General features: G+C 69.7%; 29 protein-coding genes and 1 pseudogene. 16 read left to right on the plus strand and 14 right to left on the minus strand.

Translation table 11 applies throughout. The features are described 5' to 3' along the window. Window positions 1-4: 4 nt before the first annotated feature. Window positions 5-1,678: an ABC transporter substrate-binding protein gene (locus ACZ7MG_RS04190; protein WP_471392337.1), complete on the minus strand. Its 1,674-nt coding sequence runs from the start codon at window positions 1,676-1,678 to the stop codon at window positions 5-7. Between the two features lie 19 nt (window positions 1,679-1,697). Continuing rightward, complete coding sequence (locus ACZ7MG_RS04195; RefSeq protein WP_471392340.1) at window positions 1,698-2,888, minus strand: C45 family autoproteolytic acyltransferase/hydolase; 1,191 nt, start codon at window positions 2,886-2,888, stop codon at window positions 1,698-1,700. Between the two features lie 127 nt (window positions 2,889-3,015). On the opposite strand from ACZ7MG_RS04195, the gene ACZ7MG_RS04200 reads away from it, so the two are divergent. The 3 genes from ACZ7MG_RS04200 (at window position 3,016) to ACZ7MG_RS04210 (ending at window position 5,096) form a co-directional block, all read left to right on the plus strand. After that, window positions 3,016-3,957, plus strand: a complete 942-nt coding sequence (locus ACZ7MG_RS04200) for a MurR/RpiR family transcriptional regulator (protein WP_471392343.1) — start codon at window positions 3,016-3,018, stop codon at window positions 3,955-3,957. A 51-nt stretch (window positions 3,958-4,008) separates the two neighbouring features. Continuing rightward, window positions 4,009-4,599 (plus strand): DinB family protein, encoded by a 591-nt coding sequence (locus ACZ7MG_RS04205; RefSeq protein WP_471392346.1) that lies wholly within the window; start codon window positions 4,009-4,011, stop codon window positions 4,597-4,599. A 104-nt stretch (window positions 4,600-4,703) separates the two neighbouring features. Further along, window positions 4,704-5,096 carry a helix-turn-helix domain-containing protein gene (locus tag ACZ7MG_RS04210; RefSeq protein ID WP_471392349.1) on the plus strand — a complete coding sequence of 131 codons (393 nt, stop codon included), beginning with the start codon at window positions 4,704-4,706 and terminating at the stop codon, window positions 5,094-5,096. A gap of 25 nt (window positions 5,097-5,121) precedes the next feature. On the opposite strand, the gene ACZ7MG_RS04215 is transcribed toward ACZ7MG_RS04210, so the two are convergent. Further along, a complete protein-coding gene (locus ACZ7MG_RS04215) occupies window positions 5,122-5,715 on the minus strand; it encodes a ClpP family protease (protein WP_471392352.1) in 594 nt (197 codons plus the stop codon). Beyond that, the gene (locus tag ACZ7MG_RS04220; protein WP_471392354.1) at window positions 5,715-6,371 is read right to left on the minus strand and encodes an ATP-dependent Clp protease proteolytic subunit; all 657 of its coding nucleotides are present in this window, start codon (window positions 6,369-6,371) and stop codon (window positions 5,715-5,717) included. Before ACZ7MG_RS04220 ends, ACZ7MG_RS04215 begins: the two co-directional genes overlap by 1 nt. Window positions 6,372-6,626: 255 nt before the next feature. On the opposite strand from ACZ7MG_RS04220, the gene ACZ7MG_RS04225 reads away from it, so the two are divergent. Further along, window positions 6,627-7,106: a VOC family protein gene (locus ACZ7MG_RS04225; RefSeq protein ID WP_471392357.1), complete on the plus strand. Its 480-nt coding sequence runs from the start codon at window positions 6,627-6,629 to the stop codon at window positions 7,104-7,106. A gap of 161 nt (window positions 7,107-7,267) precedes the next feature. Then, the gene (locus ACZ7MG_RS04230; RefSeq protein WP_471392359.1) at window positions 7,268-8,281 is read left to right on the plus strand and encodes a TerC family protein; all 1,014 of its coding nucleotides are present in this window, start codon (window positions 7,268-7,270) and stop codon (window positions 8,279-8,281) included. 18 nt (window positions 8,282-8,299) lie between these two features. Here the strand turns inward: ACZ7MG_RS04230 and ACZ7MG_RS04235 are convergent, their stop codons facing one another. The 3 genes from ACZ7MG_RS04235 to ACZ7MG_RS04245 form a co-directional block, all read right to left on the minus strand. Further along, window positions 8,300-9,229, minus strand: coding sequence for an SGNH/GDSL hydrolase family protein (locus ACZ7MG_RS04235; RefSeq protein ID WP_471392362.1), 930 nt, complete (start codon window positions 9,227-9,229; stop codon window positions 8,300-8,302). Window positions 9,230-9,355: 126 nt separating this feature from the next. Next, on the minus strand, window positions 9,356-10,033 hold the full coding sequence (locus ACZ7MG_RS04240) for a DUF3105 domain-containing protein (protein WP_471392365.1): 678 nt from the start codon (window positions 10,031-10,033) through the stop codon (window positions 9,356-9,358). A 110-nt stretch (window positions 10,034-10,143) separates the two neighbouring features. Beyond that, a complete protein-coding gene (locus tag ACZ7MG_RS04245) occupies window positions 10,144-10,566 on the minus strand; it encodes a DUF6153 family protein (protein ID WP_471392367.1) in 423 nt (140 codons plus the stop codon). 198 nt (window positions 10,567-10,764) lie between these two features. Between ACZ7MG_RS04245 and ACZ7MG_RS04250 the strand changes: the two genes are divergently transcribed. After that, entirely contained in the window at window positions 10,765-11,574 is an 810-nt protein-coding gene (locus ACZ7MG_RS04250) for a VOC family protein (protein WP_471392369.1), read from the plus strand. A gap of 98 nt (window positions 11,575-11,672) precedes the next feature. Then, entirely contained in the window at window positions 11,673-12,428 is a 756-nt protein-coding gene (locus tag ACZ7MG_RS04255; RefSeq protein WP_471392372.1) for a ribonuclease H family protein, read from the plus strand. Window positions 12,429-12,435: 7 nt separating this feature from the next. Here ACZ7MG_RS04255 and melC2 read toward each other — a convergent pair whose 3' ends face one another. Next, window positions 12,436-13,260 (minus strand): tyrosinase MelC2, encoded by an 825-nt coding sequence (gene melC2, locus ACZ7MG_RS04260; RefSeq protein WP_471392375.1) that lies wholly within the window; start codon window positions 13,258-13,260, stop codon window positions 12,436-12,438. A 56-nt stretch (window positions 13,261-13,316) separates the two neighbouring features. After that, complete coding sequence (gene melC1 / locus ACZ7MG_RS04265) at window positions 13,317-13,676, minus strand: apotyrosinase chaperone MelC1 (protein WP_471392378.1); 360 nt, start codon at window positions 13,674-13,676, stop codon at window positions 13,317-13,319. Window positions 13,677-14,014: 338 nt separating this feature from the next. Between melC1 and ACZ7MG_RS04270 the strand changes: the two genes are divergently transcribed. Then, window positions 14,015-15,226 (plus strand): FAD-dependent monooxygenase, encoded by a 1,212-nt coding sequence (locus tag ACZ7MG_RS04270; protein WP_471392380.1) that lies wholly within the window; start codon window positions 14,015-14,017, stop codon window positions 15,224-15,226. Between the two features lie 38 nt (window positions 15,227-15,264). Here the strand turns inward: ACZ7MG_RS04270 and ACZ7MG_RS04275 are convergent, their stop codons facing one another. Together ACZ7MG_RS04275 and ACZ7MG_RS04280 are read right to left on the minus strand one after the other, a co-directional pair. After that, a complete protein-coding gene (locus ACZ7MG_RS04275; RefSeq protein ID WP_471392382.1) occupies window positions 15,265-15,891 on the minus strand; it encodes an alpha-ketoglutarate-dependent dioxygenase AlkB in 627 nt (208 codons plus the stop codon). A 96-nt stretch (window positions 15,892-15,987) separates the two neighbouring features. Then, window positions 15,988-16,662 carry an AIM24 family protein gene (locus ACZ7MG_RS04280; protein ID WP_471392384.1) on the minus strand — a complete coding sequence of 225 codons (675 nt, stop codon included), beginning with the start codon at window positions 16,660-16,662 and terminating at the stop codon, window positions 15,988-15,990. 103 nt (window positions 16,663-16,765) lie between these two features. Here ACZ7MG_RS04280 and ACZ7MG_RS04285 point away from each other — a divergent pair, with 103 nt between their 5' ends. Beyond that, a complete protein-coding gene (locus ACZ7MG_RS04285) occupies window positions 16,766-17,437 on the plus strand; it encodes an NUDIX domain-containing protein (protein WP_471392387.1) in 672 nt (223 codons plus the stop codon). A gap of 57 nt (window positions 17,438-17,494) precedes the next feature. On the opposite strand, the gene ACZ7MG_RS04290 is transcribed toward ACZ7MG_RS04285, so the two are convergent. Further along, window positions 17,495-18,412, minus strand: coding sequence for a LysR family transcriptional regulator ArgP (locus ACZ7MG_RS04290; protein WP_471392390.1), 918 nt, complete (start codon window positions 18,410-18,412; stop codon window positions 17,495-17,497). A 78-nt stretch (window positions 18,413-18,490) separates the two neighbouring features. Here ACZ7MG_RS04290 and ACZ7MG_RS04295 point away from each other — a divergent pair, with 78 nt between their 5' ends. The 3 genes from ACZ7MG_RS04295 to ACZ7MG_RS04305 all read left to right on the plus strand — a co-directional run bounded on the left by ACZ7MG_RS04295 (window position 18,491) and on the right by ACZ7MG_RS04305 (window position 21,629). Beyond that, on the plus strand, window positions 18,491-19,096 hold the full coding sequence (locus ACZ7MG_RS04295) for a LysE/ArgO family amino acid transporter (protein WP_471392798.1): 606 nt from the start codon (window positions 18,491-18,493) through the stop codon (window positions 19,094-19,096). Between the two features lie 118 nt (window positions 19,097-19,214). Beyond that, window positions 19,215-20,543, plus strand: a complete 1,329-nt coding sequence (locus ACZ7MG_RS04300) for an MFS transporter (RefSeq protein WP_471392393.1) — start codon at window positions 19,215-19,217, stop codon at window positions 20,541-20,543. A 117-nt stretch (window positions 20,544-20,660) separates the two neighbouring features. Then, a complete protein-coding gene (locus tag ACZ7MG_RS04305; protein WP_471392396.1) occupies window positions 20,661-21,629 on the plus strand; it encodes an aldo/keto reductase in 969 nt (322 codons plus the stop codon). A 71-nt stretch (window positions 21,630-21,700) separates the two neighbouring features. On the opposite strand, the gene ACZ7MG_RS04310 is transcribed toward ACZ7MG_RS04305, so the two are convergent. Further along, complete coding sequence (locus tag ACZ7MG_RS04310; RefSeq protein ID WP_471392399.1) at window positions 21,701-22,039, minus strand: alpha-L-rhamnosidase C-terminal domain-containing protein; 339 nt, start codon at window positions 22,037-22,039, stop codon at window positions 21,701-21,703. A 92-nt stretch (window positions 22,040-22,131) separates the two neighbouring features. Between ACZ7MG_RS04310 and ACZ7MG_RS04315 the strand changes: the two genes are divergently transcribed. Further along, window positions 22,132-22,362 (plus strand): MafI family immunity protein, encoded by a 231-nt coding sequence (locus ACZ7MG_RS04315; protein ID WP_471392402.1) that lies wholly within the window; start codon window positions 22,132-22,134, stop codon window positions 22,360-22,362. Between the two features lie 42 nt (window positions 22,363-22,404). On the opposite strand, the pseudogene ACZ7MG_RS04320 reads toward ACZ7MG_RS04315, so the two are convergent. Further along, window positions 22,405-22,574, minus strand: a pseudogene (locus ACZ7MG_RS04320) (IS5/IS1182 family transposase); the annotation flags it as partial. Between the two features lie 242 nt (window positions 22,575-22,816). Between ACZ7MG_RS04320 and ACZ7MG_RS04325 the strand changes: the two are divergent. From ACZ7MG_RS04325 to ACZ7MG_RS04335, 3 genes are read left to right on the plus strand one after another with little or no spacing between them, the layout of a single operon-like run. Then, window positions 22,817-23,560 (plus strand): NUDIX hydrolase, encoded by a 744-nt coding sequence (locus tag ACZ7MG_RS04325; RefSeq protein WP_471392405.1) that lies wholly within the window; start codon window positions 22,817-22,819, stop codon window positions 23,558-23,560. Further along, on the plus strand, window positions 23,561-24,724 hold the full coding sequence (locus ACZ7MG_RS04330) for a 5'-methylthioadenosine/S-adenosylhomocysteine nucleosidase family protein (RefSeq protein WP_471392407.1): 1,164 nt from the start codon (window positions 23,561-23,563) through the stop codon (window positions 24,722-24,724). After that, the gene (locus tag ACZ7MG_RS04335; RefSeq protein WP_471392410.1) at window positions 24,721-26,700 is read left to right on the plus strand and encodes a hypothetical protein; all 1,980 of its coding nucleotides are present in this window, start codon (window positions 24,721-24,723) and stop codon (window positions 26,698-26,700) included. Before ACZ7MG_RS04330 ends, ACZ7MG_RS04335 begins: the two co-directional genes overlap by 4 nt. Window positions 26,701-26,702: the final 2 nt, after the last annotated feature.

Consider the following 26,702-nt stretch of genomic DNA (forward strand, 5'->3'; position numbering starts at 1 on the left):
GCGGTCAGCCCTTCTCGGCGCCGAGCCCGGCCGCCCACGGGTAGTAGAGGTAGGCCTGCGAGGCGGGTGCCCCGGTCAGTTCGTCGCTCAGCACCAGCACCGAGGGCATCTGGGCGACGGGGATCCACACGGCGGCGTCCGCGAAGAGCTTCTGCACCTCGACGGCGAGGGCCGCCCGCTCGGTGTCGTCGAGGGTGCCGAGCGCCCGGTTCACCTTCTCGTCGTATGAGGCGTCCTTGTAGCCGACCCAGTTGTTGGACGAGTCGGACAACCCGTTGTCGTAGAAGCCCATCGGGTCGGACTTGGAGATGTACCAGTCCGCGACCAGCACATCGATCTCGGCGCGGGCCTGCGGATCGCTGTAGAACTCCTCGAACTGCGCGGTCGGTACGGTCTTGATGGTGCCCTTGAGCCCGATCCGCTGCAGCGCGGCCCGTACGGCGTTGGCGACGACGGTACGGCCCTGGGTGGCGTCCGTGCCGATGACGATCGGCTCGGAGGGCGTCCCCGCCTCCTTGACCAAGGCCTTGGCCTCGGCGATGTCGTCGGCGTCCGGGGAGGCGGGCGCGGTGGCCGCCAGCTCCTTCTGCGCGGCGGCGAACTCGTCCTTGGCGTACCCCCAGGAGCCGGAGCCCACCGGGCTGGCCCACGGCTCGACGAAGCCGCCGTAACCGGACTTGGCGATGCCCGCCCGGTCGAGCGCCAGCGACAGCGCCTTGCGGATCCTCGGGTCCTTCAGACCGCCGCGCTCGGTGGGGATGAGGTCGAGGGTCGCGGTGGACGGCCCGTAGTACTGGGCGAGCCCCTTGACCCCGCGCAGGGCGGAGGCCGTGTTGGGCGACTCGGCGAACGTACCGTCGGCGGCACCGGTCTTGAGCGCGTTGACCAGGGCGCTGTCGGCGGCCCAGCGGAAGACGACCTCCCGCGTGAGCGGCTTCTCGCCCCAGTAGCCGTCGTACGCCCGGATGGTGATCGAGTCCCCGGACTTCCAGCCGCTCAGCTCGTACGGGCCCGAGCAGGCGTCGGTCTGCCCCGGTGTGCCGAAGTCCTCGCCGGCCTTCACCACCTGCTCCTTGTTCCAGACGATCCCGGCGTCACCCGCGAGCGCCTTGGTGAACAGGGCGTCCGGCTTCTTGAAGCGGATGGTGATCTCGCGGTCCCCGGTCTTCTCCATCGAGGAGACGTTGGGGAACTCGTCGCTCTGCTCCATGTCCGGGTCGGCGTGCCGCTTCAGACTCCACAGCACGTCGTCGGCGGTCAGCTTCGAGCCGTCGTGGAAGGTGACACCGTCCCGGACGGTCAGGACGAGCGTCCTGTCGTCGGGGGTGGTGGCCTTCTCGGCGAGGAAGGGCTTGATCGTCATGTCCGGCTGCAACTGGTAGAGCCGCTCGCAGACGTTGGTGAGGACGACGCGCCCGGCGCTGCTGCCCTGGGTGTCGAGGTCCAGGGAGTCCGGCTCGTCCTCCAGCAGCCAGTCCACCTTCGCCACGGCGCCCTGGGCGGCGGGCGTGGTGGCGGTGAGCTTCAGCTTCGCGGCGTCGGCCGCCGAGCCACCGGTCGCGGCCGTGTCGGCGCCGCTGCAGCCGACGGCCGTGAGCAGGCCCGCCGCGGCCAGCCCGGCGGTCACCGCTCTCCGGGTGCCGGTCGTCTTCGTGGTCTTCGTCCTCGTCATCGCCATCGGATGAACTCCTGTGCTCTCAGCTGGGGCGGTCGGTGGAGGGGGAGGGGGTGCCGTGCGGGCCGTCGTAGAGGTTCCAGGGCAGGTGCTGGTAGTCGCGGTCGCACGGGGTGCCCGCGGTCACGTGGTAGTCCCCGCTGGTCAGGTCCACACAGGAGGAGACGAGCGTGGTCCAGTGCTCCACGGCGGGGCGGCGGGTGTCGGGGTGGGTGCACAGCGACTCGGGCAGTCCGAGGTGGTCGGACATGGCCTGCTTGATGAGCTTGCGGGACTCGTCGGGCCCGGTGGAGCCGCGCAGCGCCCGCAGCCCCTGCTCGGCGCGGGGTACGCGCACCAGCGAGTCGGCGGACAGCGGGCGGTAGCCGGCCGCGATGGCCGCAGGGACACCCGCCTGGTAGTGGTTGCCGTGCACCAGCAGACCGTCCTCGGGGTGCAGCCAGCCGTGCCCGGCGGGCGTGGTCTCCAGGTCGACGGCGAAGCCCTCGCGGACGGTCAGCAGGGCGTTGGAGGCGATGTGCGCCCGGGTTCTGCACAGGACGTCGAGGGCGTCCGTGATGGACGCCTGGTTCAGGACAGCGCGGCGGACGACGGTCTGCGGCAGGCCCACCGTGTCGTCGAACCGGCCGCCCAGACCGTTGGCGTTGAGCGCGATGCCCGCCGAGTTGGCGCCCTGGCGGCCGACCTGACCGGCCTCGACCTGCATGATCAGGGTCGGTGCGGGCGGCTGCACGATCCGCAGCATGACGACCGTGTCGGCGGCGCCCGCCCGCCAGTCCCAGTTCTGCCCGGCCCACACATGGCCGTCGCCGCTGGCGGGCCCGTACAGGGCGAACGAGGTGCAGCCCTCGACCCGCTCCTCGGCGACGGTCTCCGGCTCCGGCTCGGGCGTGGCCATCCGGGCGAACGACTGGTCGTAGAGGACCTCGCCGCGGGCGTTGAGCGCGAGCACGTCCAGCAGGGTCACACCGGCGCCGTCGGCGATGCCGCGCATCTCCTCCAGCAGCTGCGGGGCGTACGAGGCGACCGGCTCCCGCCAGCGGGCGGCGCGGGCGGTGACCTGCTCCCAGGTCAGTCCGGCGGCGTGGCCGAACGCCTCCTCGTAGTAGGCGAGCGCCGTGTGCAGTCGGGGCCGTACGGCCTCGCCGTACTGCCGTCCGCGCTCCAGCGGGGAGCCGGAGATCTCGATCAGGGGGAGGGAGCGGGATGCCATTCTTCTCCTCGCGACGGAGAGCTGCCCGTGGATGACGCGGTGCTGTAACGTCGGTTACGAGAAGCTTTCCTCTTGGAATGCGTTGTCCAGGAGAGTAACGCCCGTCACAAGGAAGTCAATGTCTGTAATGAAAGTTTCAGATCACGAGGATCGTGACGACCGCGGAGATCTCGGGGATCCCGGCGATCCCGGCGCGGGCCTGGCGCGGCTCCGGGCTGCGGTCCGCGACCACTGGGAGAGCCTCTCCGCGTCCGAGCGGGCGGTCGCCCAGTACCTGGCCAGCGCCCCCGTCGAGCAGCTGCTCTTCGCCGGCGCCCAGGAACTCGGCGCGGCCAGCGGCACCAGCAACGCCACCGTGGTCCGCGCCCTCCAGCGCCTCGGCTACGCCGGGCTGCCCGCCCTCAAGCGCGAGCTGGCCTCCGGCTTCACCGCGGCCGTGGCCCCCGAGGTGCGGCTCAGGCAGCGCATCGCGCATGTCGGCCCCGACCTGGACGGCATCTGGACCGATGTGCTCGACGAGGCCCAGGAGCGCATCGACCAGACCCGCCGGCTGACCGAACCGGACGCCCTGCGCGCCGCCGTGACCGCACTCGCCGACGCCGTCGAGATCCACTGCTTCGGGATCGCCGCCTGCGAACCGGCCGCCCGCCACCTCTCCCTGGCGCTCGGCCGGATCGACCGCCGCTCACGCTTCGTCAACGCCACCGGGTTCGCCCTCGCCGACCATCTCCTCGCCCTGCGCCAGGGCGACGCCGTGGTGATCTTTCAACCGGGCCGCGCCCTGCACGAGTTGACCGTCCTCGTCGAGCGCGCGCGGGCGGTCGGCGCCCGGGTCGTCCTCGTCACCGACGAACTCGGCGAGGAGTTCGGCGACCGCGTCGACGCCGTCCTGACCGCCCCGCACACCCCCACGGGCATCACCTCGGAGGCCCTCACCCCGCTCGTCGTCGCCGACGTCCTGCTCCTCGCCCTGACCACCCTGGACGAGACCCGGGCCGTGGACACCTCCCACCAACTGACGGTGCTGCGTGAGCAGTTGATGCCCTCCAAGGGCAGCCGGAAGGGGTGACGAACGGAATGCGGTGGCGGACCGGGGCGGCGAGAGCCCATGATCCTCGGCATGAGTGACAGCTTGGAGACACGGCCCGACGAACCGCCCCTGCCGGAGCGGAAACCCGGCTGGGGCGACCGCTTCGTCGGCCCCGAGGGGGATCCACGCGGCGAAGGGGGCTTCGAGGGCGAGCGGGCCACCCTCGTCGGCTATCTGCGCAACCAGCGCCTCACCCTGGAGCTGAAGTGCGCGGGCCTCGACGCCGAGGCCCTGGCCCGCCGCTCGGTACCGCCCTCGAACATGTCGCTGCTCGGCCTCGTACGCCACCTGGCCGGCGTGGAACAGTACTGGTTCCGCGAGGCGTTGGCGGGCGAGCCGGCCCCGCGCCACTACCGGGCCGGCGACGACCCCGACGGCGACTTCAACGACGCCGTGGCCGACCCGGAGGCCGTAGCCGACGCCTGGCGCACCTGGCGCTCCGAGGTCGCCTTCGCGGAACGCCTAGTGGCCGGGGCCCCGGACCTCGCCGTCACCGGACGCCACGACGGCGAGCCCATCGCCCTGCGCGAAGTCCTGGTCCACCTGATCGAGGAGTACGCCCGCCACAACGGCCACGCCGACCTCCTGCGCGAACGCATCGACGGCCGCATAGGCCAGTGACGCCCGGAGCGGGTGACGGGTTGTGAGTTCTGGCTCCCGACGATTTCCCTCAGGGCGGAACGCCGCCCTCTTCCCCTCCCGCCCCGAGTTCCTAGGCTGAGGGGGTGAGCCGACAAGCGTCGAACGAAGCCCGAGTCATCCCCCTGCGCCCGGCGGCGGCCCGGCCCCGCCCGGCGACGGCCCCTCCGGCCGGCCCGCCCGCCAAGGAACCCCTCTGGCGCGACCTCGTCGGTGACGTCCTGCGCCGCGAACGCCTCGCCCAGGAACGCACGTTGAAGGACGTCGCCGACGAGGCCCGCATCTCGATGCCGTACCTGTCCGAGGTGGAACGGGGCCGCAAGGAGGCCTCCTCCGAGGTCCTCGCGGCAGCCGCCCAGGCGCTGGGCCTGAGCCTGGGCGACCTGCTCTCCCTGGCCCGGACCGAACTGACCCGCGGCACACCCAGGGCACCCAGGGCGTCCAGGGCCCCCTACAACGGCCTGTGCCTCGTGGCCTGACAGGGGATCGCCGTGCCGCGCCCCGTCAGGGGCGTCGGCTCAACACCTCGTCCGCCAGCCCGTACACCACCGCCTCCTCGGCCGTGAACACCTTGTCCCGGTCCATGTCGGCCCGCAGCTCCCGCGCCTCACGTCCGGTGTGCCGCGCCAGCACCCCCTCCACCTGGGCCCGGATCCGCACCATCTCCTTGGCCTGGAGCGCGAGATCGGACACCGTGCCCTGACGGCCCCCGCTCGCCGGCTGCCCCAGCAGCACCCGCGCGTGCTCCAGCACGAACCGCCGCCCCGGGTCCCCGCCCGCCAGCAGTACCGCCGCCGTCGAGGCCGCCTGCCCCACACAGAGCGTCGAGATCGGCGCCCGTACGAAGGTCATCGTGTCGTAGATCGCCATCAGCGAAGTGAACGATCCCCCGGGCGAGTTGATGTACACCGAGATCTCGCGGTCCGGCACCGCCGCCTCCAGATGGAGGAGCTGCGCGATGACGACGTTGGCCACCCCGTCGTCGATCTCCGTGCCGAGGAAGATGATCCGCTCGGACAGCAGCCGGCTGAACACGTCGTACGACCGCTCGCCCTGCGCGGTCCGCTCGACCACGTTCGGAATGGTGTAGGTCCCCATCACTGCAGTCCCATCCGTCGGCGCGAGGAGGCCGGCCGTACGTCGTCGAGCGACTCGACGACCCGGTCGACCATCCCGTACTCCTTGGCCTGCGCGGCCGTGAACCAGCGGTCGCGGTCGCCGTCCCGGGAGATCGTCTCCTCGGTCTGGCCGGTGTGCTCCGCGGTGATCCGCTCGATGGCCCGCTTGGTGAAGTCCAGGTTCTCCGCCTGGATCTCGATGTCGGCGGTGGTGCCGCCGATCCCCGCCGACGGCTGGTGCATCATGATCCGCGCGTTGGGCAGCGCGAACCGCTTGCCGTGGGTGCCCACGCTCAGCAGGAACTGGCCCATGCTCGCCGCGAAGCCCATCGCCAGGGTGGCGACGTCGTTCGGGATCAGCCGCATCGTGTCGTAGATGGCGAGCCCGGCCGTGACCGATCCCCCCGGGCTGTTGATGTAGAGGCTGATGTCGGTGCGCGGGTCCTCCGCCGACAGCAGCAACAACTGGGCGCAGACCCGGTTCGCGGAGACCTCGTCGACCTGGTTGCCGAGGAAGACGATCCGCTGGGCGAGCAGCTGCGCGGCGAGATGGTCGTCGAAGCGGGACGGCGGTGTGTCGCCCTCCTGCGCGTGCGGGGCGAGCGCGGGGGCCCGGCCGGTGAACGGGGGAGTCACGGTTCCTCCTCAGGGACGGTGGACGGAAGCGACCGTGCGGGCCGCTGCTTCCACCCTCCCCGTGAACCGGCCCCCACCAGGCCTTTCTCTGCCCACGGCAGATTCGCCGACAGCAGAGCCCCCGGTACCCGTCCCGCCCCGCACCCGTCCGCCGCACCGGATGTCCGCGTCACCGATGAGTTTCCGGACCAGGATCGGTCGATACGGATGACACACACCCAGGGGCGACGACAGCCCCCGCCGGAGGAGGCACCCATGTCCAGCGACGGATTCACCACCTGCCTGTGGTTCGACGGCCAGGCCGAGGAGGCGGCCGCCTTCTACGTCTCGGTCTTCAAGGACTCCCGGCTCGGCCGTGTCACCCACGTCGGCGAGGGCGCGCCCCAGCCGGCCGGTTCCGTGCTCACCGTGGACTTCGTGGCCAACGGCCAGCGGTTCGTGGCGCTGAACGGCGGCCCGATGTTCAAGTTCACCGAGGCCATCTCCTTCCAGATCCTCTGCGCCGACCAGGACGAGATCGACTACTACTGGAACAGCCTCACCGAGGGCGGCGAGCCCGGCCCCTGCGGCTGGCTCAAGGACCGGTTCGGAGTGTCCTGGCAGGTGTTCCCCGCCGAACTCATCGACATGATCAGCGACCCCGACCCGCAGGCGGCGGCCCGCGCGACCGCGGCGTTCATGGCGATGGGCAAGTTCGACCTGGCCGCCCTGCGGAAGGCGTACGCGGGGGAGTAGCCGCCCGCGCAACTCCTCGTCACCCTGGTGGGCGGTCCCCGCGACAGGGCCCCCACCAGGGCGCGCACGAGGATTTCGGCCATTCTTTACCCGATCCGGGTAGCGGATGCAAAGGTCTCCGGTGAGGCTTTCCTGTGCACCAGCTGTTACCCGGAGGAACCTTGAACGTCACCCTGACCACCTGGCTGCTCACCGTCGTCGCCCTGTGCGTGCTGGTGGGGGTCGACTTCTTCATCGGCCGCAAACCCCACGATGTGTCGATCAAGGAGGCGGGGATCTGGTCGGCCGTCTGGGTCGCCCTGGCGATCGCGTTCGGCCTGGTCCTCCTGGCCGTCGGCGGGGGCAAGCCCGCGGGCGAGTTCTTCGCGGGCTTCATCACCGAGAAGTCCCTGAGCGTCGACAACCTCTTCGTCTTCGTCCTGATCATGGCGAAGTTCTCGGTGCCCTCGCAGTACCAGCAGCGCGTGCTCATGGTCGGCGTGCTGATGGCGCTGGTCCTCCGGGCGATCTTCATCGCCGCCGGCGCGGCGATCATCTCCACCTTCTCCTGGGTCTTCTACATCTTCGGCGCGTTCCTGATCTACACCGCCTGGAAGCTGGTGGAGGACGCCCGCAAGGGGAGCCACGAGGAGGAGTACGAGGAGAACAAGCTCCTCAAGGCCGTGGAGAAACGATTCGGAGTGGCCGACCGGTACCACGGCACCAAGCTGTGGATCGAGGAGAACGGCAAGCGCGTCATGACGCCGATGCTGGTCGTGATGCTCGCGATCGGCTCCACCGACGTCCTCTTCGCCCTCGACTCCATCCCGGCGATCTACGGCCTCACCCAGGACCCGTACATCGTCTTCACCGCCAACGCCTTCGCCCTGATGGGCCTGCGCCAGCTGTACTTCCTCATCGGCGGCCTGCTGAAGAAGCTCGTCCACCTCTCCTACGGCCTGTCGATCATCCTCGGCTTCATCGGCGTCAAGCTGGTGCTGCACGCCCTGCACGAGTCCGGTGTCCACGTCCCGGAGATCTCCATCCCCTTCTCCCTGGGCTTCATCGTCCTGGTCCTCGCCGTCACGACCGTGACGAGCCTGTGGGCGTCGAAGAAGCAGCAGGAGGCGGAAGCGGCGGCGGCCGGGGCGGCGGCGGACGCGGGCGACGACGAGCCCACGTCGGAGCGGGTCTGAGCAGGGTCTGGGCGGGGTCTACGGACGGCTCGCGTCGGCGATGGCCCGGGTGATCTCCCGGGCCATCCGCGTGATCCCGGGGGACAGGACCGGGCAGGGCCGTGGCTTGGAGGTCGTCGGGGCGAGACAGAAGTGCAGGAAGTCCTCGTCGTGGTGGAGGGCGGTGCGGGACCGGCCGGGCTGGGTGCAGTAGCCGTCGTGCTCGCGCTCGTAAGCCGTGCACGGCAGGTACTGGGCCCACGTGTAGCGGTCGGTGGCCGGGCTCACCGCCTTGCCGGCGTCGGCGACCAGATCACCGGAGGCCTCGGCCTGCTTCTCGTACAGCGCGTTCACCCGGCGGATCCGGTCCGGTGTCATCGGGTCCGGGCCCTGCAGCACCCACACGATCGTTGGCCGGTGTGTGCCACCGGCGTTCGCGATCTGCTCGGTGAGCCGCTCGGCGGCGGCCGTGTACCGCCGGAAGTACTCGGCGCGCGCCTTGTCGTAGGTGACGCCGTCCATGCAGGGCGTGTAGTCCCAGGCGTTCCCCCAGAACTGCAGGACCACATAGTCCGGGCGCAGCCGCCGTACCAGCGCGGCGGCCTTGTCCCGCGGCGGGACCAGCGACCGGTCGGCGGTGCCCTCCAGGTAGTCGCACAGGGTGGTGCCCGAGTACGGGGCGCTCGTGTAGCGCGCGTCCAGGCCGTCCTTCAGTAATGTGCCCAGGACCTTCTGGTTCTCCGTGGCCAGCGAGTCCCCGAGGTAGAGCACCTCGGGTGCGGGCTTCGCCGGGTCGGTCTCTTCGGCGGGGGCGCCCGTGGCGGCCCGCTGACGTGTGGTCGACGACGGGTCCGGTGCCGCGGCCGACGGCGGGGCCTCGTCCGGCCCGGACGCCGGATCCCCGCACGCGCCGAGCAGCAGCGCGGCGAGCACCGCCCCGGCCACTCCCACGATCCACGGCTTGCGCATACGGCGACTCCCGCCCCGGCGTCGAAACGGTTCCCCAGGCAAGCACAGCCCGGGGCGGGGCGGAAGACCTGTGTCGGCCATGAGGCGCCCGGCACGGAACGCACCGGACGCCTCCGCCCGCTCAGGTCACGGCGTCATGCCGCCGGAGCACGCGGCCCCCGGCTCCGGCGTCTGCTCGCCCTGCACATACTTGTCGAGGAACTTTTGCACCCGCGGGTCGGACGCCTTGTCCACCTTCAACTGGTGCTCCCAGGCGCTCAGCACGATGGGCGAGGACTGGTCCTCGTAGGGGCTCATGAAGGTGTACGTCGTCTTCTTCACGAGGTCGGTCAGCGACGTGACGTCGGCCTTCGCCGCCTTGTCGTTGTACGTGATCCAGACCGCGCCGTGCTCCAGCGCGTGCACCGCGTTCTCGTTCGGCACGACCTTGGTGTACACCTGCTTGTCGCAGTTGACCCACACCTGGTTGTGGTCGCCGCCGACGGGCGGGCTCATCTTGTAAGTGACGGGCTCGGTGACATGGTTCTGGGTGAGCTTCGACCAGCTCTTCACCCCGTCGACCGGTGCCGCCTTCGCCTCCTCCTTCTCCTGCGCGGCGTCGATCAGGTACCAGCCACCGCCCACCAGCCCGGCCAGGATCACACCGGTGACCCCGAGCGTGAGCAGCCGCATACGCCGCTCCCGGGACTGCTCGGCCTTGCGTATCTCCTCGACGCGGGCCCGCCGCGCCGCCTCCCGGGCCTTGGGGCTGGTGTTCTTGCCCTTGGGCCCGTTGTTCTTGGCCTTCGACTTGGATGAAGCCATGGGGATCGTCCTTCTGCTCCCTGCCGTGTCCGCACGGGCACGGCGGTCCTGAAACGCGAGTCGTCGGTGGGCCCGTCGTACGGGTGTTCTGCCGTACGGGCCGGGCCGGTCTAGACGCGGAGCAACTGCAGTTCGTGGAGATCGGGAGGACGGGCCCGCCCCGGTTCCCGGGAGCGGCCGGACACGACCGGGGCCGGTTCCGTCGCGGGCTGCCAGGGCCCGGCGGCGTGGTCGGCACCGGGCAGCGACAGCTGGCCCAGCACGGCGGCCGGGTCGGCGGCGTGGCAGTCGTGCCCGCCGGGGCTGTGGTCACAGGGGTCGCGCTCCACCTGACCCGCCCGCGCGCCGTCCGGCCGCTCCACCGGCAGATCCGCCGACACCGAATGCGGGCGCGGCGCCGGAGCCTCACCGGGCGGTGAACCGGCGCAGAACAACAAGAACGTGGAGAGGGTCAGCGACACCACGAGCAGCAGACGCCACGACCGGCCCCGGGCGCACGGCAGCACCGCGGGACTGAACGGCCTGCCGGACATGGTGACACCTCACTAGTCGAGGCGAACGGGAGTGCGAGCGCCGCTGAAATTATCAGACGACGCACAGCCGTGGTCCCGTCCCACGGATCCCGTGCCGGTTTCACGTGGTCCGTCCCGTTCGGCGCGCGTCCCAGGCCGGTCCTGGCTAGCGTGAGAGCCGGGGAAACCACCCGTCGAACACCGAGGAGAGTGGCAGCCATGGCCGCACGTCCCGAGGGAACGCCCTGTTGGGCCGACGCGATGTTCAGCGACGTCGAGGCGGCGAAGAGTTTCTACGGCGACGTACTGGGCTGGACGTTCGGCGAGTCGTCCACCGAGTACGGCAACTACACCCAGGCGTACGCGGACGGCAAGGCGGTGGCCGCGGTCGTCCCGCCGATGCCCGGCCAGGAGGGCCAGTCCGCCTGGTGCCTGTACCTCGCCTCACCCGACGTGAACGCCACCGCCGCCAGGGTCCGGGAGAAGGGCGGCGAGGTGCTGATGGAGCCGATGCGGGTCGGCGAGTTCGGCTCCATGCTGCTGGCCCGCTCCCCGGACGGTGTCGTCTTCGGCGTCTGGCAGGCCGGCGTCCACGAGGGCTTCGAGACCATGGGCGTGCCCGGCGCCTACATCTGGGCCGAGGTCTTCACCCGTGAGCCCGAGAAGTCGGACGCGTTCTTCCCGGCCGTCTTCCCGTTCCAGGTCAAGCAGATGGAGGACCCGGACAACCCGCACATGAACTTCCGGGTCTACGACCTGGGGGAGGAGCCGCTCCTCGGCCGGATGGAGATGACCGCGGAGGACTTCCCGCCCGAGGTGCCCTCGTTCATCAACGTGTACTTCACCGTCCCCGACTGCGACGACGCGGTCGCCAAGGCCACCAAGCTGGGCGGCGTCCTGCGCTTCGGCCCGATGGACACCCCCTTCGGCCGCTTCGCCGCGCTCAGCGATCCGCAGGGCGCGTCGTTCTCGGTCATCGACGTCAGCAACGCCCAGGGCGAGATGCCGACGCTGACGGACGTGAGCTGAGCGGACGGGGACCGAGCGTACGGGGACCGAGCGGACGGGGAGGGTGGCGTGCGCGGGGGCGTGGGACCCGTGGACGGTCCCACGCCCCCGCGCATGGCATGATCGAGCGCATGCCGGAACGTGTTGTGGCCGCCTGCGACGGAGCCTCCAAGGGAAACCCCGGACCAGCGGGCTGGGCCTGGGTGGTCGCCGAGAACGACGAGATCCCCTCGCGCTGGGAGGCCGGCCCTCTGGGCAGGGCCACCAACAACATCGCCGAACTCACCGCGCTGGAGCGGCTGTTGGCCGCCACCGACCCGGCCGTCCCGATCGAGATCCGGATGGACTCCCAGTACGCGATGAAGGCGGTCACCACCTGGCTGCCCGGCTGGAAGCGCAACGGCTGGCGCACGGCCGCCGGCAAGCCGGTCGCCAACCAGGAACTCGTCGTTCGTATCGACGAGTTGCTCACCGGCCGCGCCGTGGAGTTCCGCTACGTCCCCGCCCACCAGGTCGACGGCGACCGCCTGAACGACTTCGCCGACCGCGCGGCCAGCCAGGCGGCGGTCGTCCAGGAACCCGCCGGCACCGAGCTGGGCTCCCCGGAACCCCCGGCCGCCCCCGACCCTGTCCCATCCCGTTGGAGCGCGGCGAAGAAGTCCGCGAAATCCGCGAAGGCCGGGAAGTCCGGCAGGTCCGGCACCCGGAACGGCTCGTCCTCGTCCTCGTCGTCGGGCTCAGCCCGCACCATCAAGGCGAAGTTCCCCGGCCGCTGCCTGTGCGGCCGTCCCTACGCCGCCGGTGAGCAGATCGCCAAGAACGACCAGGGCTGGGGCCACCCGGAGTGCCGTACGGCGGCCGCCGGGACGCCGTGAGCGCCGGTCAGACCGCGTCGAACGTGTAGTGCGCGGTGTGGTCCAGGAGCGCGGCCGGTGACGAGTCGTTCCACGGTTTCATGGTCTCGTTCAGGTCGACCACGTTCGGCGTCCCGGCGCCCGGTACGTACGCCGAGTCCGGGTGCAGCCGCTGCCAGTCGGCCCACAGCCGGTCGACGAACGCGTGGTGCAGCCAGAAGACCGGGTCGTTGGGGGAGACCCCGGTGCCCATCTGGCCGCCCACCCAGACATGCACCCTGTTGTGCAGGTTCACACCGCGCCACCCCTCCAGATGGTTACGGAAACCGTCCGAGGCGCTGTTCCAGGGCGCCATGTCGTACGTGGACATCGCGAGCACCGAGTCCACCTCGGCCCGGGTCGGCAACTGCCGTACCGCTCCGCCGAGGGAGCGCCGCAGATACGTGCGGCCGTCGATGCGTACGGTGATCGGCCAGTTCCCGGTGGACGCGGCGAACGGCCCGTCCATCACCCGCCCGTCGCGGCTGCGGCCGGTGCCGCCCAGGAAGTCGGGCGCCCACAGGGACGAGCGGGCGGTGCGGTCGGCCGTCCAGTCCCAGTAGGGGAGCGCGACGGTGGAGTCCACGGACTGCAGGGCCCGTTCGAACTCCAGCAGGAATCTGCGGTGCCAGGGCAGGAAGGACGGTGAACGGTGGCCCGTCCGTTCGCCGTTGTCGGTGTCGCCCAGGATGAAGGCGTTGTGCGTCGTGACGAACTCGTCGTAGCGGCCGGAGCGCTTCAGCGCGATCAGCGCGTCGACGAAGCGCCGCTTCTCGGCGGCGGTCAGGGTCGCCTGGTTCTTGCGTACGGTCATGGGTCTGCGGCTCCTTGCGGTGGTTCGGGCGGTTCAGGTGGTGCGGGTGACGCGGGTCAGTTGAAGGGGACGAGACGGGCGCCCTGGAGTTCGTCGACGGCGGCGCGGGCGGCGGCGCGCGGGGTCGGTACGGGGGCGTAGTGGCTGACGACGCTGATCCAGCTGCCGTCGGCGTTCCGCATCACATGCAGCTCGGCCCCGTCCACGAACACGGCGTACCCGGCGCCGTGGTGGTGACCGCCGCCCTCGGTGGCGTGGCCCTGTATCCGGCGGCCCCGGTAGACCTCGTCGAAGGCCTGCGGGTCGTCCTGGTGACCGCCGTGGTCGTCCGCGACCGCGGCGGTGAGCGGGGCGCCGGCGGTCGCGGCGAGCGCGGCGGCGCCGCCGAGGACGTGGCGGCGGGTGAGGTCGGGCATGCGAAAGCCTCCTGGGAGAGCGGGGGTTGATGTCCCGTCATGCCTATCGATCCGGTGGGGAACGGGAGAAATCCCAGGAAGTCGGTTGGCTCCGATCCGGACAATCCCTCATATGTCGTGCAAGGTTGAACAAAGATGATCTTGCTGTGGAGGCCTCGCGGGTGCGGGTGGAGGGGGATATTCCGCCCGGTGGGGGCGGTCGCACCGATGATCTTGCGGCATCGTGCCGGATCGCGTGGCCGGGGTCACGCGGGCGAAGTGACGTGAATCCGGAGCGCGCGTACGCTGCTACTCTTCGTGGTCAATTGATCGCTTTACGCAGCGAAATGGGAGTTCGCGTGAAGATCGCGTGCGTCGGCGGCGGACCCGCAAGCCTCTACTTCTCGATCCTGATGAAGCGGCAGGACCCGTCCCACGACATCACCGTCCATGAGCGGAACCCGGCCGGATCGACCTACGGCTGGGGCGTCACCTACTGGTCCGAACTGCTGGACAAGCTCCGCGAGAAGGACCCCGAGACGGCCCTCGCCATCAGCGAGAACTCCGTCAGCTGGAACAGCGGCGTGGCCCACGTCCGCGACCGGACGACCGTCCAGCCCGGCGACGACGGCTTCGGCATCGGCCGCCGTCGCCTGCTCGAGCTGCTCGCCGAACGGGCGCGGGCCCTCGGGGTCCGTGTCGCGTACGAGGACGAGGTCAAGGCCGACGATCTGCCGGACGCCGATCTAGTCGTCGCGGGCGACGGCGTCAACAGCGCGGTGCGTGAGCGGCACGCCGACCGCTTCGGCAGCGACATCACCCTCGGCCGCAACACCTACATCTGGCTCGGCACCACGAAGGTCCACGACGCCTTCACCTTCTCCTTCCAGGAGACCGACCACGGCTGGATCTGGGCCTACGCCTACCCGTTCAGCGACGAGCAGAGCACCTGCGTCATCGAGTGCTCCCCGCGCACGCTGAGCGGCCTCGGGCTGGACCGCATGGGCGAGGCGGACGGCCTGGCCCTGCTGGAGAAGCTGTTCGCCGACATCCTGGACGGCCATCCGCTGCTGGGCCGCGCCCAGGACGACGGCACCGCCCAGTGGCTCAGCTTCCGTACCCTGACCAACCGCACCTGGCGGCACGGCAACCTGGTCCTGCTCGGCGACGCCGCCCACACCACGCACTACTCCATCGGCGCCGGCACCACCCTCGCCCTGGAGGACGCCATCTGCCTGGCCGACGCCCTCGGCGCGCATCCGGAGACGGAGGCGGCGCTCGCCGCGTACGAGCGCCGGCGCAAGTCCGAGCTGCTGCGGCTGCAGAGCGCGGCCCGGCACAGCGCCCAGTGGTACGAGAACATCCAGCGGTACATCGATCTGCCGCCGGAGCAGATGTTCGCGCTCCTCGGCCAGCGGCACTCCCCGCTGCTGCCGTATGTGCCGCCGCAGCTCTACTACCGCCTCGACCGGGCCGCCGGCCGCCTGGAGGCGCTGCGCCGCCTCAAGCGCTGGCTGGGCCCGAAGCTGGCCCGCACCTCGCAGTCCCGCGCGCTCGCCGGCCGCAAGTAGCGGACGCCGGGCGCACGCCCTCTGCCGGGTGGACGCCCCTAACGCACTCCGTGCGGCCGGAACTGGATGCTGATGCGCGGCCCCACCGCCCGCGTGGACTTGGGGATCGCGTGGTCCCAGGTGCGCTGGCAGGAGCCGCCCATCACGATCAGATCGCCGTGCCCCTGCGGGAACCGCAGGGTCGGGCCGCCGCCGTGCGGGCGCAGGGCCAGATCGCGGGGGTCGCCCACGGACAGGATGGCCACCATCGTGTCCTCCCGGGCGCCCCGCCCGATCCGGTCGCCGTGCCAGGCCACGCTGTCCCGGCCGTCGCGGTAGTAGCAGAGCCCGGCCGTGGCGAACGGCTCGCCCAGCTCGGCGCCGTAGTGCGCGGAGAGCGCCGCGCGGGCCTCGTCCAGGACGGGGTCCGGGAGGGTGTCCTCGGCGCCGTAGTAGGCGAGCAGCCGGGGTACGTCCACGACCTGCTCGTACATCTGCCGTCGCTCCGCCTTCCAGGGCACCTCCCGGGCGAGCCGTGAGAACAGAGCGTCGGCCCCGCCGAGCCATCCGGGCAGCACATCGACCCAGGCCCCGGCGCCCAGCTCACGCCGGCGCAGCCCGTCGAGGGGGCCGAGGCGGAGGTCGTCGGACTGGTCGAAGAGGGAGCCCTGGAAGTGCGTGGCCATACCCGCAGCGTACTCCGAGATTCGAAAATCTGTTCGTTCGCTGGTCGGGGTGGGCCGCATCGCTGCTGGACGCGGGCCCCCTCTTCGCCCTCCGGCTCAGTGCTGCTGCGCCTGCGGGGTCACCTCGCTCGGCCGTACGACCACGAAGCCCTCGCCCTCCAGCTTCAGCTGCACGGCCTCGCCGGAGCCGCCGCGGATCATCGAGCCGAAGGACTGCGAGCGGTGCAGCGAGGTGTTGAGGTGGGCGGTCCAGCCCACGACCGCGTCCGTGTCGACGAACACCGGCAGCTGCGGCGAGACCGGGATGACCAGCGGGTTGCCGTCACAGACGAGGCCCAGCTTGCCCTGCCCCGTGAACACGCTGTTGAACAGGCCGCCGCCGGTCATGCCGGCACCCTTCACGGTCTTGATCTCGTACGCCAGCGAGGCGTCGAAACAGAGCACGTTGCGACCGTTGACGGTGAAGACGTCACCCGGCTCGATGTCGACGATGAAACAGTTCTGCGCCTCGTGCGCGAACCAGGCCTCGCCCTGACCGCGCACCGCCATCAGCGGCAGCCCCTCCCCGGTGACCGCGCGCTTGAGCATGCCGCCCACGCCCTGGCCCTTGCGTTCGAACTGGAGGTTCCCCCGGAAGGCGATCATCGCGCCCTGCCGGGCGAGCATCTCACCGTTGACGGCGTACTTGATCGACTTGGCGTTTTGGACGGTCATGCCCGGCGCGTAGGCGGGCTGGACCATGTTCTCGTTGGAGAAAAGATCGCTCTTCATACGGGCATGCTGTCCCGGAGTGCCCGGTTCCGCCAAGCGACGCGCGCATCAAGCGAATTGAGCGGCCTGACAACGTCTCGACCGGAATGGTAGAAGCGGACACATGACCAACAAGACCGTCGGCGTCGACACCCCGGACCGCCGGGGCCGTACCGGGCTCGACCGCACCGGCCGGGACCTCACCGGCAACCCGCGCGTCAAGGTGCGGGACGTCCAACTGCTCTCCAGCCACTGGTACGTGGAGCGCACCACGACCTTCGACTTCCAGCACGCCGACGGCACCTGGAGCACCCAGGAGCGCGAGACGCACGACCGGGGCAACGGCGCCACCGTCCTCCTCTACGACACCGACCGCGAAACCGTGCTGCTCACCCGGCAGTTCCGCTACCCGGTGTATGTCAACGGCCACCCCGACGGGATGCTGGTCGAGACACCGGGCGGGCTGCTGGACGAGGAGGACGAGCATCCCGAGGTCGCCGTGCGGCGCGAGGTCGTCGAGGAGACCGGCCACACCATCGGCGAGATCCAGCACGTCTTCGACATCTACATGAGCCCCGGCTCGGTCACCGAACGCGTCAGCTTCTACGCCGCCCCGTACGGCCCCTCGACCCGCACGCACGAGGGCGGCGGCCTCGACGAGGAGGGCGAGGACATCGAACTCGTCGAACTGCCCTTCCGCCGGGCCCTGGAGATGATCCGCACCGGCGAGATCGCCGACGCCAAGACCATCATGCTGCTCCAATGGGCGGCGCTGGAGGGGCCGTTCCAGCGCTGACCGGCGCGACCGCGGCCGTTGCCGTCGCCGTCAGACGCTCTCCCGTCCCGGTGGTCGTCAGACGCTCTCCAGCGCCTCGGCGGCCTCCGCCGCGACCGCCTCCGCCACGGCTGTCAGCGCGGGGGAGTCGAGCTTCCACTGCTGCCAGAACAGCGGGGCGTCCATGGTCCGTTCCGGTGCCAGATTGACGAGGCGGCCCGCGTCGAGCAGCGGCTCGGCCTGCACGGCGGGCACCATGCCCCAGCCCATCCCGGTGACCACGGCGTCCACGAAACCCTCCGAGGTCGGCACATAGTGCCGTCGCGCACCGGCCGGGCGGCCCCGCGTCAGCCGCCGTACGAAGGCGTCCTGGAACTCGTCGCGCCGGTCGAAGAACACCACCGGCGCGTCCACGATCACGTCCTTCAGCGGCACCCCCGACCCGGCGCCGAGCCACCGCTCCGCGAACGCGGGCGCCGCACAGGGCACGTACCGCATCCGGCCGAGCGGCCGCACCGAGCAGCCCGCCACGGCGTCCGGAGCCGAGGTGACCGCCGCCATCACCAGCCCCTCGCGCAGCAGTCGGGCGGTGTGCTGCTCGTCCTCGCGGAGCAGCTCGTAGCAGGGCCGCAGCCCCTCCGGCACCCGGATCAGGGCGGGCAGGAACCAGGTGGCCAGCGAGTCCGCGTTCACCGCGATCGACACGCGCGTGGTCGCGGTCTCCCCGCCGCCGGTCATACCGAGCGCGGCGTGCGCGTCGTGTTCGAGGCGGGCCAGCTGCCGCGCGAACCGCACGATCACCTCACCGGACTCGGTCGGCCGTACCGGCTTCTCCCGGATCAGCAGCACCCGGCCGACCCGCTGCTCCAGCGCCTTGACCCGCTGGCTGACCGCCGACGGCGTCACATGCAGGGCACCGGCCGCCGCGTCGAACGTACCTTCGTCCACCACCGCGAGCAGGGTGCGCACCAGATCGAGCGGAAGCTGAGACATCACAAGCGCTAATGATACGTAAGAATCTTTAGCTGTACGCATGGCCCAGGGTTTCCTAGCGTCGTGGCTGTGTTCAGCGAAATGACCGCCCTCGCGGCCGGATTCGGCACCGGCCTGTCCCTGATCGTCGCCATCGGCGCCCAGAACGCCTTCGTCCTGCGCCAAGGCCTGCATCGCGACGCCGTCCTCCCGGTCGTCGCGATCTGCGCCCTCTCCGACGCACTGCTGATCGCCCTCGGCATCGCCGGCGTCGGCGCGGTGGTCGTCGCCTGGCCCGGCGCACTGAAGGCCGTCGCCCTGGTCGGCGGCGGCTTCCTCCTGGTCTACGGCGCCCTGGCCGCCCGGCGCGTCCTGCGGCCCGGCGACGACGCGCTGCGCACCGAGAACGGGTCGGCGGGCACCCGGCGCCGGGCCGTCCTCACCTGCCTCGCGCTGACCTGGCTCAACCCGCACGTCTACCTGGACACCGTGTTCCTGCTGGGCTCCCTCGCCTCCGACCACGGCTCCCTGCGCTGGACCTTCGGCCTGGGCGCCGGCCTCGCCAGCCTGTGCTGGTTCGCCGCCCTCGGCTTCGGCGCCCGGCTGCTCAGCCGCCACCTGGCCCGCCCCTCGGCCTGGCGCGTCGTCGACGGCCTGGTCGCGGTGACGATGCTCGTGCTCGGCGGGATGCTGATCGCCGGAGCGTGAGCCGGCGTGATGGGTGCGGACGGCGACAGCATGTGAGACGGCCGCGTAATCGCCTGTCCCGGCGGTGGTGATCTCCGCGATAGTGGTGCCCGTATCGAAAGATGTATCGAGCATCAGGATGCCCGTGGACACCACCAAGAGCAGCGCCGGCGACGACACCGCACCGGAGGACGACGACACGGCACCGGGGGACGGGGCGCCGCCACCGCCCCGTCGGGGCTGGCGCCGCTGGGCGATGGACACCCGCCCGCTGCGCCGCCCCGCCTACCGGCGCCTGTGGTCCTCGACCATCGTCACGGCCGTCGGCAGCCAGCTCACGGCCGTCGCCGTGCCCAAGCAGATCTACGACATCACGGGCTCCTCCGCCTGGGTCGGCTACGCCAGCCTCGCCGGACTGCTGCCCCTGGTGGTGTTCGCGCTGTGGGGCGGCGCGGTCGCCGACAGCGTGGACCGCCGCACCCTGCTGCTCGTCACCAACACCGGTATCGCCGTCACCTCGGTGCTCTTCTGGGTGCAGGCCGTCACCGGGCTCGAATCCGTCTGGGCGCTGATGGCCCTGCTCGCCCTCCAGCAGGCCTTCTTCGGCCTCAACTCACCCGCCCGCAACGCCTCCATCGCCCGACTGGTCCCCGCCGGTGAACTGGCCGCCGCCGCGGCCCTCGGCTCGACCGTGATGCAACTCGGCCTGGTGGCCGGCCCGTTGCTCGCCGGCGCCCTCATCCCGGTGATCGGCCTGGCCGAGCTGTATCTGATCGACGCCCTCGCCCTCTGCATCACCCTCTGGGCGGTCTACAAGCTCCCCTCCCTGCCACCCCTGGACACGGCGACGCCCCGGCGGGCGGGCTGGCGCGAGGTCCTCGCCGGCTTCCGCTACATCGCCCTGCACAAGGTGCTCCTGCTGTCCTTCCTCGCCGACATCATCGCGATGGTCCTGGGCATGCCCCGCGCCCTCTTCCCTCAGCTCGCCGCCACCACGTACGCGCCCTACGGCGAAGGCCTCGCCCTCGGCCTGCTGTTCGCCGCGATCCCCATCGGCGCGGTCGTCGGCGGCCTCATGTCGGGCACCTTCTCCCGCTCGAACCGGCACGGCCTCATGGTCATCGCGGCCGTACTGGCCTGGGGCGCGGCGATCACGGGCTTCGGGCTGAGCAGCAGTCTCTGGTTCGCCGTGCTGTTCCTCGCCGCCGCCGGGGTCGCCGACATGGTCTCCATGGTCTTCCGCGGGGCCATCCTGCTGTCCGCCGCCACCGACGAGATGCGCGGCCGGATGCAGGGCGTCTTCACCGTGGTCGTGGCCGGCGGTCCCCGCCTCGCCGACGTCCTGCACGGCACCGCCGGGGCGGCCTTGGGCGCCCGTACGGCCGTCGTCGGCGGCGGACTGCTCGTCATCGTCGCCGTACTGCTCCTGGCGACGGTGACCCCGGCCCTGCGGCGGTACCGGATCTGACCGACCGGCACCTCCGCCCTCGCCCGACCGGCACCTCCGCCCTCGCCCGACCGACGGGTACGCCCGCTCCTCCCTAAGCTTGGTCAGCCGCACACCCCGCAGACAGGAGTCGCAACGATGCAGTACGTGAAGCTCGGCTCGACGGGTCTGGACGTGTCCCGGATCTGTGTCGGATGCATGAGTTTCGGCCTCCCCGACCGAGGCACGCACGAGTGGACCCTGGACGAGGAGGCCTCCCGCCCCCTCATCCGGCAGGCGCTGGACGCCGGGATCAACTTCTTCGACACGGCGAACATCTACTCCGACGGCACCAGCGAGGAGATCGTCGGCCGCGCCCTCGCGGAGTTCGCGCGCCGCGAGGAGATCGTCCTCGCGACCAAGGTGAACGGCGCCATGCACCAGGGCCCGAACGCCGCGGGCCTCTCCCGCAAGGCGATCATGACCGAGATCGACAACAGTCTGCGGCGCCTCGGTACCGACTACGTCGACCTCTACCAGATCCACCGCTTCGACCCGCACACTCCGGTCGAGGAGACGATGGAGGCCCTGCACGACGTGGTGAAGGCGGGCAAGGCCCGCTATCTCGGGGCGAGTTCGATGTACGCCTGGCAGTTCGCCAAGATGCAGCACGCGGCCCGGTCGAACGGCTGGACGCGGTTCGTGTCCATGCAGAACCACTACAACCTCCTCTACCGCGAGGAGGAGCGCGAGATGCTCCCGCTCTGCGCGGACCAGAGCGTCGCCACCCTGCCCTGGAGCCCGCTCGCCCGGGGCCGCCTCACCCGCGACTGGGACACCGTCACCGCACGCACCGAGACCGACAACTTCGGCAGGACCCTCTACCAGGAGGGCGACCGCGAGATCGTCGACACCGTCACCCGCATCGCCGCGGAACACGACGTCCCCCGCGCCCGCATCGCCCTCGCCTGGCTGCTGAACCGCCCCACCGTGACCGCCCCCATCGTCGGCGCCACCAAGCCCCACCACCTCGCCGACGCGGTGGCCTCCCTCGACGTCACCTTGACGGAGAAGGAGACAGAGGAACTGGAGCGGCCGTACACGCCTCGGGGGATCAGCGGCCACTGAGACCAAGGCCGCGTTCGGCTTCGGGCGCCCCCCCCGCGTGGGAGCACCGCGCGGGGGTGTCGGCGGGTCGGTCATGCCGGGCCGGTGAAAGTCCATTCCCCGTGCCCGACACGGAAGACGGCGAACGCCGGGTCGCCGCGCAGGAACTGCGCGCCCTTCGGCGCGGTCACCTGGTCGCGTGCCCTTCCCGGTACGTGCACCTCGGCCGTCGAGCCCACCGGCACCCGTACCGAGAGCCGCAGTTCCCGGCCCAGCCGCGACCAGGACACGGCGGCCTCGCCGCGCACCGTACGGATCGACGTACGGGCCCAGTTCACTCCAGTACGGGCGTCGGGGCGTACGGAGAAGGTGCGGTAGCCGGCGTCCCCGGGGCGCAGCCCGGCCACGTTCTCGTACAGCCACTGCGCCACGGTGCCCAGGAAGTAGTGGTCGCGGGAGCGTGTCCTTGATGCTCGTAGCTATAGCCGAGGGGCAGCTCGTGAGCCTGTCGTATCGAGCGCGTGTGGCTGCGCTTCTGGGGGACTCTCCGCTGACCTCGGAGGCTGTCATCGCGGATGAGCGCGACCTGGGCTCGCATGGTGAAGAGGCGTTGGCGTTCGACACGATGTGCTCGTGGATCTATGAGGACGCTCTGCCCCTCACCCGGGAGTACCACGCTCGACTGGTGGCGCTGGCCACAGAGATGGAGACCCCGACGTCCGTGCAACGACTCGACGAACTGCTGGTCGACTGACATCAGACTCTCGACGATCTTGCTGAGAGAGTTGATCCTCTCCGTGGCTGGCGTGATCGGGTCCAGTTGCCGCATGGTCAGGTTCGTCTCCGGTAGTGCACCGCAACGACAAGCACCCGCTCGGCCAGCGGCAGACTCAACAGCCGACCCTGCAGGGTGTTATTGCTGCCCCACTCGCGCATCGCCTTCAGTAGCCGCGCGAACTGGGTCATCCGCAGTCCCGTAAACGTCTCCACCCACACCCGTTCAGCCCTCAACACCTCTCCAGGAACGCAAGTACTCGTCCCCGAGCTGCTTCGACGCGACACCGAACCAGCAGGCCACGGTCGCCCCGCGCCGGGCCGCAGGGCGGACGCCGAGTCGAGCGCGCGGAGCGCCTGCGCCCTACAGCATCAGCGGGCCTCTGCGCTCCCCTTCTTGTCATAGTGACAGGAATTGAAGTAGCTTAAGCAGTATGCAAGTTGACGTGTGGTCACCTACACCCGTACTGCTGACGGTCGATCTCGTGATCCTGACGCTGCGTGAGGGGCGCCTGTGCGTCCTGCTCGTGGAGCGGGGTGAAGATCCTTTTCAGGGCATGCAGGCTCTGCCTGGCGGATTTCTCAGTCACGCTGGTGAGGAGATCCTGGACGCCGCCCACCGTGAGTTGAGTGAGGAAACCGCTCTGGGTGCCGGGTCGGTGCATCTTGAGCAGTTGGCCATCTACGGGGATGCAGCCCGTGATCCACGGGGGCGAGTCGTTTCCGTGGCCCACTTGGCGATCGCACCGGGACTCCCTGAACCGGTGGCGGGAACGGATGCCGTGGATGCTGCGTGGGTTCCAGCGGAAGCCGTTCTGTCCGGTGAGGTGGAACTGGCCTTCGATCACCGTCGGATTGTGACGGACGGAATCGAACGCGCTCGCACCAAGCTCGAATTCTCGGCGCTGGCCACGGCATTCTGCGGAGGGATCTTCACCATAGCCGAGTTGCAGAAGGTGTACGAGGCGGTTTGGGGCACCGAACTTGACACCCGTAATTTCTATCGGAAAGTCCAGGCTGTAAAGGGATTCATCGTCCCCGCCGGATCGGGACGCAGGACCACGGGAGGACGGCCCGCGCGGTTGTACCGGGCCGGATCGAAGACGGTGTTGTCCCCACCGCTGATCCGCCCTGTGCCGTCTGGGATGGAAGAGGACACGGGAGAGGAAGGGGAATAGATGTCGAATGACCTGGTGGTGATTCTCACCGCCCTCAATCTCGAGTACGAGGCTGTGCGCAGGAAATTGGCCGGTCCACAGCTTCACCGTCATGAGCGTGGAACGCGGTTCGAGGTGGGAACCGTGCAGGGCACTTCATGTCGTGTCGCGCTCGGTCTGGCGAACAAGGGGAATCATTCCGCAGCAGTGATCGCTGAGCGTGCGATTCAGGAGTTTTCGCCCGTGGCCGTGTTGTTCGTCGGCGTCGCAGGTGCCCTGTGGGACACCGCCAGGCTGGGCGACGTGGTGATGGCGACGCACGTGTACGCCTACCACGGCGGGACCAGCGAGGACGACGGCCTCAAGGCCCGTCCTCGGGTGTGGGAGACGGCGCACGGTATCAGCCAACTCGCCTCGCATCTGGCTCGCGTGAACGACTGGGCCGACTACACACCCGGTCATGGACGCGCGCCGCAAGTGCACTTTGGTGCGATCGCCGCCGGCGAGGTCGTGCAGAACTCGACGATCTCGGCCGAGGCGCGGTGGATCCGGCAGCACTACAACGACGCGCTCGCGATCGAGATGGAGGCCGCCGGTGTGGCGCAGGCCGGGCATCTCAACGGGGCACCAGTGGCCATCATCCGGGGGATCAGCGACCGAGCGGACGGCACGAAGGGCAGCGCGGACGACCGTAATTGGCAGCCACGGGCGGCAGCGAGCGCGGCGGCATTCGCCACACAGCTGGCCGTGGAACTGGTGAGGGAACAGGAGCAGATCGCGATGTCCAAGGCAGACAGGGCCCGTACGGCCGACGGACTCAAGGAGCACGTCAGCAATACCGCGCACAGCAGCACCGTTGGCATCATGGCCGGCTCGGTCACCGGGAGCAGCGTCTATTTGAACGTGGACCCGAAGATTACCGGTCCGGCGGACTTGGTCGCGGAACTGGACAGATTTCGGGAGCATCTGAAGCTTCACCACGCCGAGGGCGCCCCCGACGACGACACCTACCGGGAGGCACTGGCCGAACTGAGCTTTGCCCGCCGGGCGGCAAGGGAGAATACGCCCGAATCGTCCAAGAGGGCGAGCATGGCACTCAAGAGGTTACGCGGTCTGATCGCGGAGTTGCCCGAGCTGGTGGCCAAGCTGGCACCACTGGTTGTCGCGGCGGGTGACTTGTCATGATCGACGGCAGCGGTGTCACGCACAATTCGGCCAGCTACTCCACCGTCGGAATCCAGGCCGAGACCGTACATGATTCCAGCATCTACTTCGTCCATCCTGATGCGTCGCCTCACGAGAAGTGCAGCGTCGGTGTGCGGTTCCTGGAGGATGGCATCCCCAGCCGTGCCCGCGACATGATCAGTGACGCGATCGCCCACGGATACGACAACGCGGAGGTCCGTTTCCACTGGGTGCTCGCCATGCTCAGTGGACGCGCCTACCACGACCTCAGCACCGAAGAACTCCATCGGCTGCACCATGCTTCGGGGCTCGTACGGAACTACGCTGACGGAGAGTGGAAAGACGCTCTGCGCATCGCTTTCGAACTGCTGGCGATGCTCAGCACCGCGGATGGCGACACAAGACGCGTACTGGAGCGGCTGCGGGCCCTGTCACCTCGTCGGCGTGACGCGATCCTCCGCCACTTCGACCTCGTACTCACCGGAGGGCTGAAGGACGGCCTGTGGGCCGAGAACCGCGAGCGGGCAGAGACAGATCGCTTCGCCAACGAACGGGTCAAACGGGTCTGGGCCTATTTCGAACCCGATCCGATCGGGGCACGCGCCATGCCGCCCCGTCCGAGCACCGCCGCTGCTGCCCGAGCAGCCCTCCCGGTCCGAGCCGGACTGTTCGCCGTCAGCAGCGCATGCCTCTGGATCCTGGCGCTGATCGCGAATCCGGCCGCGGCCGTCATCGAGTTGCTGGTGGCACTCGGCGCGGGCCTGGCTGCGGCTCTCTTCGGCAGCCGATGGTGGTACCAGGAACATCAACTGAAGGCCAAGAACGCTCAGCCCCACATCCCGCACACACGCGATCCCGCCTCTCCCGGGGACGGGTTCACCAACCGTGTTCGTCATTCGTTCGACCATTACTTCAGTGTCCGCGCGCCCCATGGATTCGCCCCGCAGGAATGGCTCGGACATACGGTCCACATCCGCAACAGCCTCGTCGCCGAGATCGCGCTCCTCTACCGCGAGAGCCGAATCAGTGTGGATCGGGTCAACTGGCTGATCCGTCATCTCGCTGAGGATGCCCGAGACCGCTACAACAGAGGAACTCTGTTCGACCAACGCCACCAGAACCAGACGGCTGCGGTGGCACAAGGGCTGTGCGTGATTGCCCTTACAGCTCTCGGCGTCACCACTCTAGGCCTGCTCGGGACAGTGGCCGCAGGGTCCGGCGAGTCGCTGGCGCTGGCTGTCCTGGCCTTAGTCGGTGCGGTCTGGTCCGGACGCGCGGCCGCTTTCTCGTGGCTGGAGGCCCGAGGCGAAGAGCGCCGAATGGCCGAGGAAACACAGAAATATCAAGAGCAGTTGACCGCGCGGCAAGTCGCGTACCAGAACTGGAAGTCGTTTCTGGACACCACGCGACCCAGCGAGCCGGAAATGGAGAACTGGCTCACCCGCGACAAGACGTTGTTCGTCGACGAAGCACTCCGCCACCACCAGCTCACCTGGCGCGATCTGATCACCCACGCCATTCTGATGACACCCGCACGCCCCTACAAGCGAGGGCGGGTGAAGGGTGGCCCCTGGCGCTACTCGCGCTACAACTTCCGTCTTTTCCTGGTCACTCAGGATGGCGTTCGTGAAATCAGTACGGAATTTGATTTCACCGATGCGAGACGCGAGAAAGAGCAGCGAAGCAACTACAGGTTCGACGCTTTTTCCTCCGTGCAGATCACGGAACGCGCCGATGTCGGCTACGACCTGGAGCTCATTCTCTCCAACGGGCCGGCCAGACACATTCGTGTCAAGGACGCCGACACCCATCAACTGGCACCGGACGAAAACGCCCGGGAAATCTCCGAGATCAACCTTGCTTCGGCTGGTTTCACCCATACCTTCCGCCTCTTGGAAGGAATCGCGGCGGACGGAAAGGGTTGGCTCGAACGAAACAATCCAAATAACCTGCCACCCTTCCGTGCTGCCGACTGACG

This window comes from Streptomyces sp. NPDC107538, from assembly GCF_055657445.1.